Below are 16,812 nucleotides of genomic sequence, written 5' to 3'. Positions count from 1 at the left end.
ACCTCGCCCACTGACGCGACCGGGATCGCGGAGCCTTCGCGGCCAAGCCCCCGGCAGCTGCGGTACCTCGCCCAGTGACGCGGAGGCTTCGGGGCCTTGGTGCGCGTAGGCATGGCGCCGCAGCGGTTCGGCAGCCGCCTGCGCCCCCGACAACGTCGTTCCTGCCCGCTGCCATTCGCAGCCTCGCCGCGCATCGGCTGTCTCGCGGCACCGCCGCGACACGCGGCGCGGCCGACCCATGTCGCCCCCGGTGTCGGCCCTTCCCGCCCCATGACGCCCCGGTGCCGGCCGCCCTCCCAACCCGCGTGGCATAAACCACAGCGCTCGCTCACTGACCGTGACCGGCCAGATTGTTAGCATCGGTAAGTAATTTCTTCTGATGCGGCGATCCACGGAGGACGATCACGATGAGCGCTGAACCACGCCTGTTGGACGCGGTACGGGGGCAACCGAAACAGGTGTGGATCACGGCCTTCGCCGCGGTCATCGCGTTCATGGGCATCGGTCTGGTTGATCCGATCCTGCTGTCCATCGCCGAGGGCCTGAAAGCCACCCCTTCCGAAGTCACCGCGCTGTTCTCGGCCTACCTCGGGGTCCAGGTCGTCGCCATGCTGCTCACCGGCATGGCCAGCGCCCGGTTCGGGGCCAAGCGCACCGTGGTGGCCGGCCTGTGCCTGATCGTGGTGACCACGGCGTTGTGCGCCATGGCGGGCTCGATCGAGCAGCTCATCGCGCTGCGCGCCGGCTGGGGCCTGGGCAACGCGCTGTTCATCGCCACCGCGTTGTCGGTGATCGTGGGCGCGGCTTCCGGCGGCCAGCGCGGCGCCATCCTGCTGTACGAAGCGGCGCTGGGTCTCGGCCTCTCGGTCGGGCCGCTGCTGGGCGCCGTGCTCGGTCACATCTCCTGGCGCGGCCCGTTCATCGGCACGTCGGTGCTGATGGGCGCCGCCCTGCTGCTGAGCATCTTCATGCTGCAACGCGATTCGCATCTCGAGCGAGCGCCGATCAAGCTGCTCGACCCGCTACGCGCGCTGCGGGATCGCGCGCTGCTGCGCACGTCCGTGGCGTCCGCGCTGTACACGGCGGCATTCTTCACCGTGCTGGCCTGGTCGCCCTTCGTCCTGCAGTGGGGCGCCATCGAGGTCGGCCTGATCTTCTTCGGTTGGGGCGTGAGCGTGGCCGTGGCCGGCGTGGTGTTCGCTCCCCGGCTGGCCTCCCGCCTCGGCGACGAGCGCGCCACGCTGCTGTCGATCTGCGGCTACGCCGTGCTGATGGTGGTCCTGGCCGTCGGGGGCAAAGTGCTCGTCGCGGTCGGCGTCATCGTCAGCGGGCTGATCTCGGGCCTGCTCAACACGCTGCTGACCGGCGCCGCGATGAGCGTCAGCAACGCTCCCCGGCCGGTGGCCAGTGCCGGCTACAACGTGCTGCGTTGGGCGGGCGGCGCGCTGGCCGCCACGTTCGTCGGCCCGATCTCCGAGTGGTTCGGCGCGTCGCACGCCCCGTTCGCGGTCGCGGTCGTGTTGTGCCTGCTCGCGGCCGGTGTCATGGCCATCGGCGTGGTGCGGATGCGCACCGCGCAGGCCGCGCTAGCTACGGACTAACCTGCGCCCCGCGGTCGACATCTCCCGGTCGGGCACGTCCCACGGACGACGCCGCAACTGCACCGGGACTGCTTCGCCGCGCTCCTGCGCCTGCAGCACGACGGCCCGCGCTCGGCGATACCAGACGGTCATCCGCCAGCTGCCGAACAACAGCAGCACCACCACGGCGAGCAGGGCGATACGGAACTGGTCACCGGTGAGCTCCAGCAGTGCGCCGACCACCAGCATCGCGATCGCCGTCGCGGTGAAACCGCCGACGTTCACCACACCGGTCGCGGTGCCCACCCGGGACAGCGGGTTGTAGTCCCTGGCCAGCGCGAAACCGATCATCGACGCCGGGCCGCCGAGCGCCAGCCAGACCAGCGCGGGAACCAGCAGCACGAGCGGGACCTGACCGGGCCAGGCGAGCATCAGCGTCCACCAGATCAACGAGCCGGACAGGTACGTGATCACCAGCGGCATGCGCATCTCGGGCCGCCTGCCGATGTAAGCACCGACCGCAGGACCGCCGATCATCGAACCGAAGACCAGCACCATGAGCAGCCCGCTCGCCTCGGTCTCGGTGTAGCCCTGCCCGCTGACCAGGTACGGCATCCCCCACATCAGGCTCAGCGTTCCGGGGCCGAAGGCCGTGGTGAAGTGAACCCAGAAGGCCAGCCTCGTGCCGGGCACCCGCCACGCCCCGGTCACCTGGCGACCGAGATGGCGCGCCGGGACTCGCTGGGACTTGGCGTCCTTGTCGTGCGGGGCCTGGCGCACGGCGAAGTGCACGACCAGGATGTACGAAACGGTGGCCAGCCCGGCCGCCAGGAACGTCGGCATCCACCCCGGCCCGGCCAGCGCCAACGTCAGCGGCATGGTCGCGGCGAGGTTTCCCACGAAGCCGAGGGCTCCGGTCAGTGCGGCCACCAGCGTGTACCGGCGGGCCGGGAAGTGACTGGCGGCGATCCGCAGCACCGAGATGAACGTCAGCGCGTCACCGACGCCGAGGATGCCGCGGGCCAGCAGGCCCTGCCAGTACTCGTCGGCCACCGCGATCAACATTTGCCCCGCACCGAGGAACACCAGCGCCGCGATGAGCGTCGCGCGTGGACCGAAGCGGTCCACCAGTACCCCGGTCGGCACCTGCATCAGGGCGTAGACCCCGATCTGCAGGACGGTGAACGTGCCCAACGCGGCCGCGCCCACGCCGAAGCGTTCGGCCGCCTCCAGCCCGGCCACACCGAACGACGTTCGGTGAAACATCGCCAGGAAATACACCATGGCGGCGGCGAGCCAGATGAACCAGGTACGCGCGCTGACTCGGTCGGTGTTCGCGGGCGTCAAAAGAGCAGAGTCCTCCCCATCGTGAAGTCGTCGTCTACCAGTACATCGCTTAGCGCGGCTAAATACTTACCCGCCGAACGGGTGCTGTTGGCCACACCGGAAGATCGCCAGGGGCGCCTCGGTGCCGTACGGTGAAGGAAGAGGCGTCCAGCAGCGTGGCGTTCTTCATCCGTCCACGGCTAGGAGCCCCACGAATGCCGGCAGTCGGCTTGCGTGTTCAACTCACGGAACTCACCCCCACCACCCATCTGATCACCTTCATCGGCGACCTGGGCGCCGCGTCCACCCACGTGATCCGGCAAGCGTTGGCCGATCACATCGGGCCCGGCAGGCAGCTGCTGGTCGACCTGTCCCGTGCGGACCGGGTGGAACGGACCGCGTCCGCGCTTCCCGGGCAGTGCGTGGTCATCACCGGAGGTCGCCAACTGCCCGGCTCCGTGTCGACCGCGAGCACCATCGACGAAGCCCGGGCGATCCTGGCCGCACAAGGCCATCCGCTGCCGGTCGTCGAGGACAGCGAGCGCACCACCAGCGAGCTGGACATCCGGACGCTGCGCAACCGGGCGCTCATCGCCGACGCCCTCGACATCATCCAGCAGCGCTACGACCAGCCGACGGCCGAGGATGCGTTCGCGTTGCTCGGCCAGGCATCGCAGCGGCACAACGTGCCGGTCCGGATCCTCGCGGCGGCGGTGCTGCGGGTGCCCGCACCGAAAGGGACGACGTGGTTTCCCGGTCGGCTCAAGGCGCCCCAGCCCCCGTTGAGTTTCCCGGCCGGACCAGCGGCTGCCCGCACGGTCCGCAACGTCCTTCGCTCGCTGCTCACGGTTGTCATGCGCGCCACCGACGCCAACAGCGGCGACGCGCAAAGTGTCGCCCCGCTGGACGACGGCCTGGTCCTGGAGTCACAGCAAGGGATGCCGGACGAGCTGGTGCGTGATTTCAGCTGGATCGCGCTGGCCGACTCGACGCCGTGCACGCGTGCCTACCGGGACAGGGCGCACGTGGACGCCGACATCACCACGACCGAGACGATCAGCGAGGAAGCTCGCGAAGCCCTGCTGTCCCACGGCATCCGGCGCATGTACAGCACGCCGCTGCTGGCGTTGAGTGGACGCTGCCTCGGAGTGATATCCACGCATCATGCCGACACCGCGGGGTTGCATGACGGCGTCGTCCAGGTCGTGGACCGGCTGGCGACGGAGACCGGGCGATGGCTGGATTGGCACCGCAAGACGGTGGTCTTCGACGCGCTGGAACGGCTGCATCAGCTGGCCACCGCCGAGTAGACGATGATCACAAGCCGCCCGGTGCCGGTACGACTAGCCTGAGCTCCGGGCGGGGAGGTCGCACACACTCAGCCGCCCGCGGGACTCGAGGAAAGGAGCGCCGGTGGCGATCAAGGTGGGATACAAGGCGTCCGCGGAGCAGTTCGCACCCCGCGAGTTGGTGGAGTACGCGGTGCAGGCCGAGGAACTCGGGCTGGACACCGTGATGATCTCGGACCATTTCCTGCCCTGGCGGCACAACGGCGGCCACGCTCCGTTCGCGCTGGCCTGGCTCGCCGCGGTGGCCGAGCGCACCAGCCGGATCTCCGTCGGCACCAGCGTGCTGACTCCGACGTTCCGCTACAACCCCGCGGTGATCGCGCAGGCGTTCGCGACGCTGTCCCTGCTGTCCGAGGGGCGGGTGATCCTGGGGGTCGGCACCGGCGAAGCGCTCAACGAGATCGCCGTGTCAGGTCGCGAGTGGCCGGAGTTCAAGGAGCGGTTCGCCCGCCTGCGCGAGGCCGTCCGCCTCATGCGTGAGCTGTGGACCAAGGACGACGTCACCTTCGACGGCGACTACTACCAGCTGGTCGACGCCAAGATCTACGACCGCCCGGAGCAGCCGGTGCCGGTCTACATCGCCGCAGGCGGGCCGGTGGTGGCCAAGTACGCCGGACGCGCGGGTGACGGGTTCATCTGCACGTCGGGTAAGGGCATGGAGCTGTACACCGACAAGCTGCTGCCTGCCGTGCAGGAGGGCGCGGCGGCCGCCGAGCGGGACGCGGCGGGCATCGACCGGATGATCGAGATCAAGATGTCCTACGACCGCGATCCCGAGCAGGCGCTGGAGAACACCCGGTTCTGGGCTCCGCTGTCGCTGACCCCGGAGCAGAAGCACAGCGTCTCGTCGTCGGAGGAGATGGAGCGGCTGGCCGACGAGCTGCCGATCGAGCAGATCGCGCGCCGGTGGATCGTGGCTTCGAATCCGGACGAGGCGATGGCGCAACTGAAGCCGTACCTGGACGCCGGCTTCACCCACCTGGTCTTCCACGGCCCGGGCCACGACCAGCAGCGCTTCCTGACCCAGCTCACCGAGGACGTGGTGCCGCTGCTGCGGCAGGTGTGACGCGCACGGCGACGGTGGGGTCGTTCCGGTCGCGCGGGGCCGGCCCAGGTCTGGGGCGCCGCGAAACCAGCTGGGTGCTACCAGCTGCGGCCGTCGTGAACCGGCCGGCTGCTGTCCGTAGTCGAGCTCACGCTGCGGCCGCCGTGAACCCGGGCGCGCGGAACCGACAAAGCTGCGGCGCCGCGGATCTCGGCGTTACCCGGACCCACGGCACCGCGCCGACAGCCGACACTCCCGCTACGGCCAGATCGACTCCACCCACTCCGGGTGGTCGATGAACGGGTTGCGATTGTGCTGGAACTCCTCGTAGATCACGTCGTTGCGCCGCTGCTCCCACTCGTCCGGCGGGTCCGCCTCGTGCCACTCCTTGAGTACCGACAGCCGCCCCATGTACGGCGCTGAGTTGTTCTCGACCCGGTCGTTGGGCTCGAGGTCGGCGAACCCGTCGTCACCCTCGTACCGCACGGTCATGTACAGCACCATGCGCGCCACGTCGCCCTTGACCTCGTCGCGCGGTTCGAAGGAGTCGCCGTCGGTGTAGTTGCCCGGCGCGCCGTCGACCTCGCTGCCACCGTTGTCGAAGTCCTTGTTGTCCCGGGTGCTGTTCACCTGCACGTCGGACGGACGCAGGTGGTGCAGATCGGTACCCGGACCGGGGTCGGTGCCGAAATCGCCGTGCGACTTGGCCCAGACGTGCTCGCGGTTCCAGTCCCCCTGGTTGCCACCGTTGGCCGACTTGGGCCGGGACTCGCCGCTGTAGAGCAGGATGACGTTGTCCGGGTCGGCCGGGTCCTCGTCGGTGGCCTTCAACCCGTCCCACACCTCGCTGTAGCTCAGCACGTCGGCTTCGCTGATGATCTCGTGCAGCTTGGCTTTCAGTTCGTCGCCGCTCAGGCCTTCGGTGCCTGCGTAGTAGTCCTCCGGCGGTGCCGTGGCCGCGGGCGCCGCTGGGGCCACCAGTCCCGCGGTGAGCAGCACGGCAGCGAATGCACCCGCCACCGTGGTCGCGCCTCGGATACGCATCGTCGAACCTCCGTCTCGGCTGGGCAGCCGCCCCGGCAGGGCCACCGCGCTGATCGTTCGGCTCCGCAGCACGCTCCCACGGCTGGTCGCGGCCGAGATACCGACGAAGGTCGCGACGATCGCGTTCGCTTGTTCACACCTACGGGCGGGACTGATCGCCCGCGAGCTGCGCCAGCCTGCCCCAGTCCGACGAACGAGCCATGGCCTTGACCACCGGGACACGGACGCGGTGGTCGCCGGAGATCGCGAAGAGCTTGTTGTCCACCAGCTCGAGACGTTCGTACTCGTAGCGCCGGCGCGCCGGCCCGAGAAGGGTGAGCACTTCGACGGTCGTGTGGTGGACGAGGAAGTAGGGACGCAGCAGATACGGAAGTCCCAGCAGAACGACGATCACCCCGACGAAGAGCGTCGGATCGGTTTCGCCGAGCGCCAGCAGCCAGAGCCCCAACACCTCGCACACCACGCCGAGCACGATCATCGTCACGCCGAGAACCGGGTTGTAGCGAATCTTCATGGCCGCGACTGTGGCAAACCCGAAGGCGACCGGACGCAGCACAGCAGCATGCGGCCACAACGAACTGCGGCGCTCCCGGCGGGGACCGGGAGCGCCGCAGCGGTCAAGGGAGACCCGAGCGAACTAGTTCGTATCGAGTTGTTGCACCGACCTCAGGTTGCAGATGGTGGGCGCCATGACCTCCGCAGGGCTGCCCCAGCCCGCGCACTGATAGCTCGAGTGGCCGTACCAGTCGTGCCCGAACTCGTGCGCAGCCAGCAACGCGTCATCGTTCACACCGCCCGGGAACAGCGCGATGCGCTGACCCTGGCCCCAGTTGCAGCCGACGATGTTGCCACCACCACCGCAGTCGGTGATGTAGTCGTTGCGACACTCCACCGGAGTGCCACCACCCTCGGTCAACCCGTCCCACACGGACGCGCCCTGACGGATCGCCGAGGCGTACGGCGCACACGACGACGTGAGGTAGTAGCTGCGCGGCGTCGGGACCGGCCACGCGACCGGCGACTTGGCACCGGCGGTGTCGCCCGACTTCATCGCGGCGGCCAGTGCCTCGATCTCCTCCGCTGTCACCGCGTGAGCTTCCTGGGTCTCAGCAGCCTTCGCGGTGACTTCCGGAGCCGTCGTCCCGGCGGACACGGGCGCGGCGGCGAACGCCACGGCGGCTGCGGCTCCTAACAGCCCCGTGATCCAAGCGAATTTCCTCGACATGGGGTCGCCTTTCGTTAGCAGGGGTTGTCGGCGTGTCGGCGGCACGCCGGATAGCGACCGTAATGAGCGTGTTGAGCGGCCAGGTACCAACTTTCGTCGGTCTGCCGATCGTCATTTCTTCACACTGACAGCACTTTTGCCCGACTCTGTCGATATGCCCGGTTGACGCTGGCTGTCGTGCTCGTCCACCAGGCAAAGACGTGCAACTTTCGTCGGAGAAATGCCTTCGCCAGATGGCAAAAAGTGTCACCTATCGGACGTAGTCAGCAGCTGGGGACACACTTACTCTGCTTCCTGGATCGTGTTCTTCGACGTGCGGCAATAGCCCTGCTCATCACGTGCCGGTACTACGAATGGGCACGCTCCGACCATTCATGGTGATTCCGTAGCGAGGGACGGAGAGATCACATGCGTACATTTCTTTTGCGCGCGGCCGTGACGAGTGCGGCCGCCGCCAGCGCGCTGCTGGTGACCACCGCGGCCGCACAGGCAGCTGAGCCTGCCCCGGCCTCGGAGCAGCCCAGCACGCAAGTCACCAAGCTCAGCCACAGCGACGCGACACAGCGCCTGCGCGCGTCGGGCATCACGTGGTCGTCGAGCGGCAACTGCAGCGACCGCAACAACCCGACCTGCACGTCGTTCGAGCAGGTCAACCTCACCACGATCCAGGGAATCCAGACGTTGAAGTCGGCGAGCGGCTGCGCCATCAACGTCACCGGCGGCACCGAGACCGGCCATGCCAGCGGCACGTACAGCCACTGGAACGGCTACAAGCTCGACACCAGCCTGTCGACGTGCCTGAACAACTACATCCAGAACTCGTTCAGCTACATCGGCGGTAGCAAGTGGCAGTCGGCCTCGGGGAACATCTACTACAAGGAAGGCAACCACTGGGACATCACGTACTACAACTGCGGGGGCTGTTGAGGCGCCGCTGACGCCGGTCGGGCCGCACCCACGACGCGGTCCGACCGGCGTGCCTGGCGGCACATGAGCCGCCGGGCCGGTTAGGCCTGGGCCGATGCGCCGGCCCAGCGCGAGTCGCGCCCAAGAGCCGTCGGCGCACGTTGCTCGAGCGCCGTCACCCTGCTTGCGGCCGCTCGCTCACCTTCGCGGCACACCCGCCTGCCCGATGCCGGTCGCTCCCCGGGCGGTCCGCCTCTGCCTCGCCCGCAGCACCGGGCTGCCCACGTGCCAGTCGCTCCCCCTGTACGGTCGGCCACTGCCTGGCTCGCAGCACCGGCCCGGCCGCGAGCATTCGCCTCCTTCGCGGTCCGCCTCTGCCCCGCCGCAGCACCGGGCTGACCGGGTGCCAGTCGGGTCCCTTGCGGTCCGCCCACTGCCTCGCCCGCGGGCAGTCGCTTCCTGTGCGGCCTGAGCACTGCGCGATGCCGCCTGTCACCACGCGTTGCGGCCTGCCCACAACGCACGCCGGTGTTGGGTAACGTCGATCGCCATGGAAGCTGGCGAGTGGACCGAGGAGCAGCGCAGGCAGTGGCGCCGGCCGCCGGCGGACCGGCAGCAGCGCAGGCGCGACGTGGTGATCGGCCTGGTCGTGGTGGCGGGATCGCTGCTGGCCACGTTGCTCGCCAACAGCGCGGGCATGCTCGCGCTCGGGCAGCCGCCCAGCCTGACCGAACAGTTCCTCTGGAACATCGCGCTGGCGACGCCGCTGGTGGTCCGCACGCGCTACCCGGTGACCGTGCTGATGATCGTCGGCGCCGTCTTCATCGCCGCACAGTTCCGGCAGGTCGCGGAGACGGTCGCACCCTCGGTCGTGCTGTTCCTGGCCATCTATACCGTCGGCGCTTGGACGCCCAACCGTGTCGTTGCGCGCAACGCCAGGCTCATCGTGATCATCGCGATGTTCGCCTGGCTGGGTTACCTGCTGGTCATCGCGGTCACCGAACCCACTCCGAGGTTCGACAACGCCGCGGGCCCGCTGGATCCCCTGCTGGCCATCATCCTCTACAACATCGTCTTCAACCTGGTGTTCTTCGGCGCCGCCTACCATTTCGGCAACGTGGCGTGGCTGTCCGCACGCAGGCAGGCGGAAATGATCGACCGCGCCGAGCAGCTGCGGTTGTCCCAGCAACGCAACATCCGCGGCGCGGTGGTCGACGAGCGCGTCCGCATTGCCCGCGATCTGCACGACGTGGTCGCCCATCATGTGGCCGTCATGGGCGTCCAGGCGGCTGCGGCCCGTCGCGTGCTCGACCGGGACCCGTCCGTGGCCAGCGACGCCCTGCGTTCGGTCGAGGAAACGGCCCGCAGCGCGGTCGGCGAATTGCGCGGACTGCTGTGGGTGCTGCGCTCCGATGCACCGGAGGACGAGAAGTCGTCCGAAGTGGAGACCGACGAGAATGCGCATCGCTCGACACCGGATCTCCAGCAACTGCCCGAGCTGGTTGCGTCCGCGCGCAACACCGGCCTGGAAGTCACCTATGGCGTCTACGGTGACGCACAGTCGGTACCGGATGGTGTCGCTGTGTCGGCATACCGCGTGGTGCAGGAGGCGTTGACCAACGTGATCAAGCACGCCGGACCGTGCCGGGTGGACGTGCGCGTGCGCTATCGAGCATCGTCGCTGGAGATCGAGGTGACCGACAACGGGCGCGGCGCGGGCGAGGGCGACAAGCAAGGCTTCGGCCTGCTCGGCATGCGCGAGCGGGTCGCGGTACACAACGGCGAAGTGGAATTCGGCCCGCGGCCCGGTGGTGGTTTCCGGGTGCGGGTCACCTTCCCGCTCGCGGCGCCGGCGACCACCGCTGGGGGTGCATCATGACCGAAGACCTGCGGGTCGTCCTCGCGGACGACCAGGATCTGGTGCGCGCCGGGTTCCGGGTCATTCTCGGGACGGAACCCGGCATCGAGGTCGTCGGGGAAGCCGCCGACGGAGCCGAGGCCGTCCAGCAGGTCCGGGAACTCAAGCCCGACATCGTGCTGATGGACGTCCAGATGCCCGGCACCGACGGGCTGGCGGCCACCCGGCAGATCCTCGCCGACCCAGCATGTCAGACCAAGGTCATCATCCTCACCACGTTCGACCGCGACGACTATCTGTTCGCCGCGCTGCGGGCCGGGGCCAGCGGTTTCCTGCTCAAGAATGCCTCCCCGGAAGACCTGATCAGCGCGGTGCGGGTGGTGGCTCGTGGCGACGCGCTGCTGTCCCCCGAGGTCACCAAGCGAGTTCTCACCCAGTTCACCCGCGACCAGGCCCCAGCGCCGACCGAACACACCACCACCCGCCCGCCGGAGCTGACCGAGCGCGAGTACGAGGTCCTGGTCGAACTGGCCCGCGGCGCCAGCAACGCGGAGATCGCCGAACGCTTGGTGCTGGGTGAGACGACGGTGAAGACGCACGTGTCGCGGATCTTGGCCAAGCTCGGCCTGCGCGACCGGACCCACGCGGTCGTGTACGCCTACGAGCACGGAATCGTCGCGCCCAGGCGCTAGCACCGGCCCGCCTGCACCACCGCAGCTGCCAGGGAGGTCCTCCTGGAGGAGGACCCGAGAAGTGGATCTCCGGCAGGACGCGTTCGCCCTGGTCGGCGCCGTAATGTCGAGGCATGCTGACCGTGAGGGGAATCAACCGGAGCTTCGGTGAGCGCCGGGTGCTGGACGACGTCTCGTTCGACGTGCGCCCCGGCCGCTTGACCGGCTTCCTCGGCGCCAACGGCGCCGGAAAGACCACGACCATGCGCATCATCCTCGGGGTGCTTGCCGCGCACGGCGGCGAGGTGAGCTGGAACGGCCAGCCGCTCACCACGCAGCGCCGGCGTCGGTTCGGCTACATGCCCGAAGAGCGCGGTCTGTATCCGAAGATGCAGGTCGCCGAGCAGATCGCCTGGCTGGGTGAGCTGCACGGGCTGTCCCGGCAGCGCGCCAAGCAGAACACCAAGGAACTGCTGGACGCACTGGGTTTGACCGAGCGCGCGAACGACAAGGTGGAGCAGCTGTCCCTGGGCAACCAGCAGCGCGCCCAGGTCGCCGCCGCGTTGGTGCACGAACCGGAGATGCTCATCCTCGACGAACCGTTCTCCGGCCTCGACCCGCTCGCGGTCGAGGTGGTGCTCGGCGTGCTGCGGCAGCGAGCGCAGGCCGGAGTGCCGGTGCTGTTCTCCAGCCACCAGCTGGCCCTGGTCGAGCAACTGTGCGACGACCTGGTGATCATCTCCGGTGGTCGCATCGCCGCGACCGGTGGCCGCGACGAGCTGCGCAGGCGGTACGGCCCGAACCGGTTCGAGCTCGTGGTGGACCCGGACGCCGGCTGGTTGCGCGACCATCCCGGCGTCCGCGTGGTGGACATCGATGGCCCACGCGCCGTGTTCGACCTGGACCGCCAGGGCACCGACGTGGAGCAGGAAATCCTGCGCGCGGCCATCAACCGCGGCGCGGTGCGGGCGTTCCACCCGGTCGTGCCGTCCCTGGACACCATTTTCAAGGAGGTCGTCGGATGACCACCACCGAAGCGACCCGCGTGGAAACCGCCGCGCACGGCACGTCGACCTGGACCGCCACCCGGCTGGTTGCCGAGCGCGAGATCCGCTCATACCTGCGCATGAAGGGCTTCTGGATCGGGCTGGCCCTCGTCGTGGCAGGCATCTTCGCGATGTCCATCCTGCCCGGCGTCGTCGGTGCCGGATCCACCTCGGTCGCCGTGGTCGGTCAGGCGTCGGACGCGCTGCAATCCGAGTCCGGGTTCGACGTGCGCACCGTGCCCGACGAAAATGCCGCGCGCGAGCTGGTCCGCTCCGAGGAGGTGGAAGCGGCCGTCGTGCCGGACAACCAGGGCGTCCGGGTCATCGCGCTGTCCGAGGCACCGATGGACGTCATCGCGGCACTCACCACCGCTCCCCCGGTCGACCTGCTCGAGCAGGGTGACGTCAGCTCCGGCGAACGCCAGCTGGTGATCATGGTGTTCGCGCTGCTCTTCCTGATATTCAGCATGGGCGGGCTGGCGATCGCCCAGAGCACCGTGACCGAGAAACAGACCCGCATCGTGGAGATCCTGGTCGCCGCGGTTCCGGTGCGCAGCCTGCTGGCGGGCAAGCTGCTCGGCCACACGGTACTGACGCTGGGACAGATGCTGGTCCTGGCCGCGACCGCCCCGGTCGCGCTGCGGCTGGGTGGACTGGACGAGTTGCTCACCGCGCTCGCGCCCGCGCTCGGCTGGTTCGTGCCGTTCCTGGTGGCGGGCTTCGTGCTGCTCGGCTCGCTGTGGGCCGTCGCGGGCGCGATGGTCAGCCGTCAGGAAGACCTCGGGTCGACCACCGGCCCGGTCACCATGCTGGTGATGCTGCCCTACTTCCTGGTGATGTTCTTCGCCGACAACCCGTTGGTGATGACCGTGCTGTCCTACGTGCCGTTCTCCAGCGGAGTGGCCATGCCGGTGCGGCTGTTCACCGGGGACGCGGCGGCATGGGAAGCACCCATCGCGCTGCTGATCCTGGCGGCGACCGCGGCTGCGGCCCTGCTGGTGGCGGCGAAGATCTACTCGGGTTCGCTGCTGCAGACCCGCGGGAAGGTCGCGCTGTCGAGCGCGTGGGCCCGGCAGGACTGACGGGACCGCACTCCGGCGCGACGAGCCCGGCACCGGCCTGTACGGGGGCAGGCCGGTGCCGGCTCATGGTCGGCGGTTTGAACCAGAACGGCGGGCCGCCGCCGGCACGGTGAGCGGCTCGACCGGAGTCCGGGCCGGCCCCGAACGCCCCGAGCGGGCCCGACCGGTACCGGCTCATGACCGGCCGACTCCGGGCCTTGTGCCGGGCCCGAACCTCCCGGAGCAAGACCGACCGATGCCGGCACGGTGAGCGGCTCGACCGGAGTCCGGGCCGGCCCCGAACGCCCCGAGCAAGACCGACCGATGCCGGCTCACCGCTCGACTCCGAGTGCCGGCGCACGTCCGAGCGTCCCGCCCTGAACCGGCGGCAACTCGTCGTCAGCCGACAGACCCGCGGCGTTCCACCGGCGGCGGGCGGAGCGGGCCTCAGGTGCCGATGCCCGCCTTGAACGAGCGCAGCTTGTCCGCCAGCTCCTGCAGCTTCGGCGCGTAGATCGACCACGACGGCGGCGTCTCCAGGTTCCACGCCACGAGCTGCTTCGCCTTGACCGCAGGCAGGTTCGCCAACGTCGGGTACTTCTTCAGATTGTCGGTGAAGAACTGCGCGTTGCGGGAGTCGTAGAGCAGCACGTCCGCGTCGTAGCGGCCGACTTGCTCCCACGAGACACTGTCCCAGTGCGGGTCCTGTTCCTTCGACACGTCCGGCTCGACCAGGTTGATGCCCGCCTCACGCAGTATGAGCGCATCCGGGAACATCTCCGGATTCGCCCAGTAGAAGAACTCTTCGGCCGCTGACACGAACGCCACCTTGAGGTCCTTGCGCTCCTTAGCCACCGCGCGCAGCTCGTCGACCGCGGCGGTGAAGTCCTTGCGCGCCGTGGCGATCTCCGGCTTCTTTAGATCGACACCGAGTGAGGCAGCCAGCTCGGCGTAGCGGTCGATGACCTTGTCCAGCGGCGTGGACAGCTGCTTGATACCCACCGTCGGGCAGCGCTTGGCCACCTCGTCGGCCATCTCCTCGGGCACGTACCACAGCTCGTCGGGCGTGTTCATCGGCGCGACGAGCACGTCCGGCCGCAGGCCGAGGAACTTCTCCATGTCGAACTCGCCCCACGTCTTACCGACCCACGTCACCGCGTCCCGGTCGATGTTGCCGTAGAGGTCGTCCGGTCCGTTGGCCTCACCGAAGACGCCGACCGACTTGATGCCCAGATCCCACAGTGCGGCGGCCGCGCTGACCTGCGCGACCACGTTCGTCGGCGTGCTCTTCGCGCTGGCCTTGCGCTGACGGTCGTCGACGAACGACCACGGCCCGCCCTTTCCGGACTGCACCGAGCGGTCCTCGACTTTGCCGCACGCTCCGACCGCGAGCATCGCGGCCAGCCCCGCCCCGCCGAGCAAGACCCCGCGCCTGCTTACCGGTGCGCCGCCGGTGTGTGCCCCAGCCCGCCGTGTGCTCATCCGCACTGCTCCCTTACCTCTCCAATTAAGTAAGGCTAAGCTAACCCCCTGATGGAGTGATGGTCCAGCCGGGAGTGACGCGTGAAACGCTCGGCGGCGACAGGTGAGGAGTGTCCGTGACGGCCGACCTGCTCACGGCGCCCGCACGCGCCGCGCAGCCCGGCGAACGGCCCCGCCGAACCCGGCTCGCGGCCGGGTTGGTCGTCGCCTGCCTCGGCTTGCTGGCCGCCATCGTCTTGTCGATCTTCCTCGGCGCGCGACCCATCGACCTCGGCGTCGTCGTGGACGCTCTGCGGCACTACGACCCCACGGTCGACGACCACATCGTGGTGCGTGACCTGCGCATACCGCGCACCTTGACCGGGCTGGCGGCCGGTGCGGCGCTCGGGCTGGCCGGGGCGTTGACCCAGGCGCTGGCGCGGAATCCGCTCGCCGACCCCGGCCTGCTCGGCATCAATCAGGGCGCGGCGCTCGGGCTCGTCGTCGCCGCCGCAGTCATCGGGACGACGCATCCGCTGTCCGTGGTGTGGTTCTCGTTCCTGGGAGCGACCGCCGCGGCGCTGCTGGTGTTCGGGATCGTGGTGCGCGCCCGGGGCGGCGCCGATCCGGTGCGCTTGATCCTCGCCGGGATGGCCGTCACGTACGTGCTCAGCGGCATCGTCTATGCGATCGTGCTGCAGGACTACCAGACGTATCAGTCCTATCGCAGTTGGATCATCGGCTCGCTGGCCAGCCCCGACCCGGACCAACTGGTCGCGATGACGCCGTTCTTGCTGATCGGCACCGCGCTCGCGTTCCTGCTCGCTCGGCCGTTGAACGTGCTGGCGCTCGGGGACGAGACCGGGCACGGGCTCGGTGTGCGGCGCGGCCGGGTGCGGGGTGTCGCCGGTGTGGCCATGGCCATGCTGTGCGGAGCGGCGACCGTGCTCGCCGGCCCCATCGTGTTCGTCGGGCTGGTCGTGCCGTATGTCGCGCGCATGATCACCGGGCCGGACTATCGGTGGCTGCTGCCCTACTCGTTGGTGCTGGCGGCGACGCTGTTGCTGGTCGCCGACGTGGTCGGCCGCGTGATCGTGCGACCGAGCGAGGTCGCGGTCGGTGTGACCATGGCGTTCGTCGGCGCTCCGGTGCTGATCGCGATGATTCGCAGGCGCGGGAGGTTGCCGCGGCTATGACGCTGACGCATCCACCGGCACCGGGCGCCGTTTGGCGGCGCGGCAACCTGTCCGTCCTGCTGCATCGGCGCAGCGTGCTGGTCGGGTTGGCGCTGTTCGGCCTGGTCGTGGCCGTCGGGCTGGTCACGCTCAGCGTCGGCAACTTCGCGATCTCCATCCCGGACACCGTGCGCACGTTGCTCGGCAACGGCAGCGTCGACACCGACTACGTGATCTTCGAACGCAGGCTGCCTCGCCTGCTCACCGCGCTGGCCGCGGGTGCGGCGTTCGGCGCCAGCGGCGCGTTGTTCCAGAGTCTGACCCGCAATCCGCTGGGCAGCCCGGACATCATCGGCTTCACGGCGGGCGCCAGCACCGGTGCCCTGAGCGCGTTCCTGCTGATCGGCACCACGCTGCAGTACGTCGCCACCGGCGCGATCATCGGCGGACTGGTCAGTGCCGCCGTCGTCTACGGACTGGCGTATCGCCGAGGGACCAACAGTTACCGCCTCGTCCTGATCGGCGTCGCCGTCCAGCTGCTGCTGTTGTCAACCAACACCTTCCTGCTGATGCGGGCGGACGTGCTGGATGCGCAGTCGGCGTCGTGGTGGCTGGTCGGCAGCCTGAACGGCCGCAACTACTCCTATGCGGCCATCGCAGGCACCGCGGTCGTGCTGTTGCTGCCCGCCGCGTTGTTGCTGCACCGCCGGTGCTTGATGCTCGAACTCGGCGATGCCTCGGCGCGCGCTCTCGGTGTGCCCGTCGAACGATCTCGCCTGGCCGTCGTCGCCGTCGGGGTCGGGCTCGCCGCGGCCGCCACCGCCTCGGTCGGCCCCATCGCTTTCGTGGCCCTCGCCGCTCCCCAGCTGGCCCGCAGGTTGACCACCGCGACCGGCCCGGGCGTGCTGCCCGCGGCGCTCATGGGGGCACTGCTGCTGTCGGTCAGTGACCTGATCGCCCAGCACGGCCTCGGCGAGGACCAGGCGCCGGTCGGCGTGGTGTCGAGTTGTCTGGGCGGCGGGTACCTCATCTGGATGCTCAGCCGTGCGCGGCAGGGAGGGTGAT

Annotated in this window: 15 protein-coding genes; 10 read left to right on the top strand and 5 right to left on the bottom strand. The window is 69.2% G+C overall.

Annotated elements, in window-relative coordinates; genetic code table 11:
• Positions 1-407 precede the first annotated feature (407 nt).
• Positions 408-1,601, top strand: coding sequence for an MFS transporter (locus YWM_RS0112305; RefSeq protein ID WP_028850991.1), 1,194 nt, complete (start codon positions 408-410; stop codon positions 1,599-1,601).
• Here YWM_RS0112305 and YWM_RS0112300 read toward each other — a convergent pair.
• Entirely contained in the window at positions 1,587-2,864 is a 1,278-nt protein-coding gene (locus YWM_RS0112300; protein WP_052344832.1) for an MFS transporter, read from the bottom strand. The two genes, YWM_RS0112305 and YWM_RS0112300, sit on opposite strands and share 15 nt — an antisense overlap.
• 257 nt (positions 2,865-3,121) lie before the next feature.
• On the opposite strand from YWM_RS0112300, the gene YWM_RS23370 reads away from it, so the two are divergent.
• Positions 3,122-4,216, top strand: a complete 1,095-nt coding sequence (locus YWM_RS23370) for an ANTAR domain-containing protein (RefSeq protein WP_052344827.1) — start codon at positions 3,122-3,124, stop codon at positions 4,214-4,216.
• 103 nt (positions 4,217-4,319) lie between these two features.
• On the top strand, positions 4,320-5,321 hold the full coding sequence (fgd, locus tag YWM_RS0112290) for a glucose-6-phosphate dehydrogenase (coenzyme-F420) (RefSeq protein ID WP_028850989.1): 1,002 nt from the start codon (positions 4,320-4,322) through the stop codon (positions 5,319-5,321).
• A 237-nt stretch (positions 5,322-5,558) separates the two neighbouring features.
• Here fgd and YWM_RS0112285 read toward each other — a convergent pair whose 3' ends face one another.
• The 3 genes from YWM_RS0112285 to YWM_RS26880 all read right to left on the bottom strand — a co-directional run bounded on the left by YWM_RS0112285 (position 5,559) and on the right by YWM_RS26880 (position 7,569).
• Complete coding sequence (locus YWM_RS0112285) at positions 5,559-6,344, bottom strand: endonuclease I family protein (RefSeq protein WP_028850988.1); 786 nt, start codon at positions 6,342-6,344, stop codon at positions 5,559-5,561.
• A 139-nt stretch (positions 6,345-6,483) separates the two neighbouring features.
• Positions 6,484-6,858, bottom strand: a complete 375-nt coding sequence (locus YWM_RS0112280; RefSeq protein WP_156914757.1) for a hypothetical protein — start codon at positions 6,856-6,858, stop codon at positions 6,484-6,486.
• A 123-nt stretch (positions 6,859-6,981) separates the two neighbouring features.
• The gene (locus YWM_RS26880) at positions 6,982-7,569 is read right to left on the bottom strand and encodes a hypothetical protein (protein WP_028850986.1); all 588 of its coding nucleotides are present in this window, start codon (positions 7,567-7,569) and stop codon (positions 6,982-6,984) included.
• A gap of 408 nt (positions 7,570-7,977) precedes the next feature.
• On the opposite strand from YWM_RS26880, the gene YWM_RS0112270 reads away from it, so the two are divergent.
• The 5 genes from YWM_RS0112270 (at position 7,978) to YWM_RS0112250 (ending at position 13,132) form a co-directional block, all read left to right on the top strand.
• Complete coding sequence (locus YWM_RS0112270) at positions 7,978-8,496, top strand: hypothetical protein (protein ID WP_028850985.1); 519 nt, start codon at positions 7,978-7,980, stop codon at positions 8,494-8,496.
• A gap of 529 nt (positions 8,497-9,025) precedes the next feature.
• Positions 9,026-10,354, top strand: coding sequence for a sensor histidine kinase (locus YWM_RS0112265; protein ID WP_028850984.1), 1,329 nt, complete (start codon positions 9,026-9,028; stop codon positions 10,352-10,354).
• Positions 10,351-11,025: a response regulator gene (locus tag YWM_RS0112260; RefSeq protein ID WP_028850983.1), complete on the top strand. Its 675-nt coding sequence runs from the start codon at positions 10,351-10,353 to the stop codon at positions 11,023-11,025. Before YWM_RS0112265 ends, YWM_RS0112260 begins: the two co-directional genes overlap by 4 nt.
• A gap of 113 nt (positions 11,026-11,138) precedes the next feature.
• The gene (locus YWM_RS0112255) at positions 11,139-12,029 is read left to right on the top strand and encodes an ABC transporter ATP-binding protein (protein WP_028850982.1); all 891 of its coding nucleotides are present in this window, start codon (positions 11,139-11,141) and stop codon (positions 12,027-12,029) included.
• Positions 12,026-13,132, top strand: a complete 1,107-nt coding sequence (locus YWM_RS0112250; protein ID WP_028850981.1) for an ABC transporter permease — start codon at positions 12,026-12,028, stop codon at positions 13,130-13,132. Before YWM_RS0112255 ends, YWM_RS0112250 begins: the two co-directional genes overlap by 4 nt.
• 426 nt (positions 13,133-13,558) lie before the next feature.
• On the opposite strand, the gene YWM_RS23365 is transcribed toward YWM_RS0112250, so the two are convergent.
• Positions 13,559-14,593, bottom strand: coding sequence for an ABC transporter substrate-binding protein (locus YWM_RS23365; RefSeq protein ID WP_084612356.1), 1,035 nt, complete (start codon positions 14,591-14,593; stop codon positions 13,559-13,561).
• Between the two features lie 116 nt (positions 14,594-14,709).
• Between YWM_RS23365 and YWM_RS0112240 the strand changes: the two genes are divergently transcribed.
• Both YWM_RS0112240 and YWM_RS26175 read left to right on the top strand, forming a co-directional pair.
• Complete coding sequence (locus tag YWM_RS0112240; RefSeq protein ID WP_084612355.1) at positions 14,710-15,768, top strand: FecCD family ABC transporter permease; 1,059 nt, start codon at positions 14,710-14,712, stop codon at positions 15,766-15,768.
• Positions 15,765-16,811 carry a FecCD family ABC transporter permease gene (locus YWM_RS26175; protein WP_052344826.1) on the top strand — a complete coding sequence of 349 codons (1,047 nt, stop codon included), beginning with the start codon at positions 15,765-15,767 and terminating at the stop codon, positions 16,809-16,811. The genes YWM_RS0112240 and YWM_RS26175 overlap by 4 nt, the downstream gene beginning before the upstream one ends.
• Position 16,812 lies beyond the last annotated feature (1 nt).

It is taken from the genome of Thermocrispum municipale DSM 44069 (assembly GCF_000427825.1).
Lineage (GTDB): Bacteria > Actinomycetota > Actinomycetes > Mycobacteriales > Pseudonocardiaceae > Thermocrispum > Thermocrispum municipale.
This window is presented reverse-complemented; position numbering and strand designations above follow the sequence as displayed.

What these genes read in the sequence shown, in the direction of transcription:
- YWM_RS0112305 (WP_028850991.1), top strand. Translation starts at nt 408, where the DNA reads ATGAGCGCTGAACCACGCCTGTTGGACGCGGTACGGGGGCAACCGAAA.
- YWM_RS0112300 (WP_052344832.1), bottom strand. Translation starts at nt 2,864, where the DNA reads ATGGTGTATTTCCTGGCGATGTTTCACCGAACGTCGTTCGGTGTGGCC.
- YWM_RS23370 (WP_052344827.1), top strand. Translation starts at nt 3,122, where the DNA reads ATGCCGGCAGTCGGCTTGCGTGTTCAACTCACGGAACTCACCCCCACC.
- YWM_RS0112285 (WP_028850988.1), bottom strand. Translation starts at nt 6,344, where the DNA reads ATGCGTATCCGAGGCGCGACCACGGTGGCGGGTGCATTCGCTGCCGTG.
- YWM_RS0112280 (WP_156914757.1), bottom strand. Translation starts at nt 6,858, where the DNA reads ATGAAGATTCGCTACAACCCGGTTCTCGGCGTGACGATGATCGTGCTC.
- YWM_RS26880 (WP_028850986.1), bottom strand. Translation starts at nt 7,569, where the DNA reads ATGTCGAGGAAATTCGCTTGGATCACGGGGCTGTTAGGAGCCGCAGCC.
- YWM_RS0112270 (WP_028850985.1), top strand. Translation starts at nt 7,978, where the DNA reads ATGCGTACATTTCTTTTGCGCGCGGCCGTGACGAGTGCGGCCGCCGCC.
- YWM_RS0112265 (WP_028850984.1), top strand. Translation starts at nt 9,026, where the DNA reads ATGGAAGCTGGCGAGTGGACCGAGGAGCAGCGCAGGCAGTGGCGCCGG.
- YWM_RS0112260 (WP_028850983.1), top strand. Translation starts at nt 10,351, where the DNA reads ATGACCGAAGACCTGCGGGTCGTCCTCGCGGACGACCAGGATCTGGTG.
- YWM_RS0112255 (WP_028850982.1), top strand. Translation starts at nt 11,139, where the DNA reads ATGCTGACCGTGAGGGGAATCAACCGGAGCTTCGGTGAGCGCCGGGTG.
- YWM_RS0112250 (WP_028850981.1), top strand. Translation starts at nt 12,026, where the DNA reads ATGACCACCACCGAAGCGACCCGCGTGGAAACCGCCGCGCACGGCACG.
- YWM_RS23365 (WP_084612356.1), bottom strand. Translation starts at nt 14,593, where the DNA reads ATGAGCACACGGCGGGCTGGGGCACACACCGGCGGCGCACCGGTAAGC.
- YWM_RS26175 (WP_052344826.1), top strand. Translation starts at nt 15,765, where the DNA reads ATGACGCTGACGCATCCACCGGCACCGGGCGCCGTTTGGCGGCGCGGC.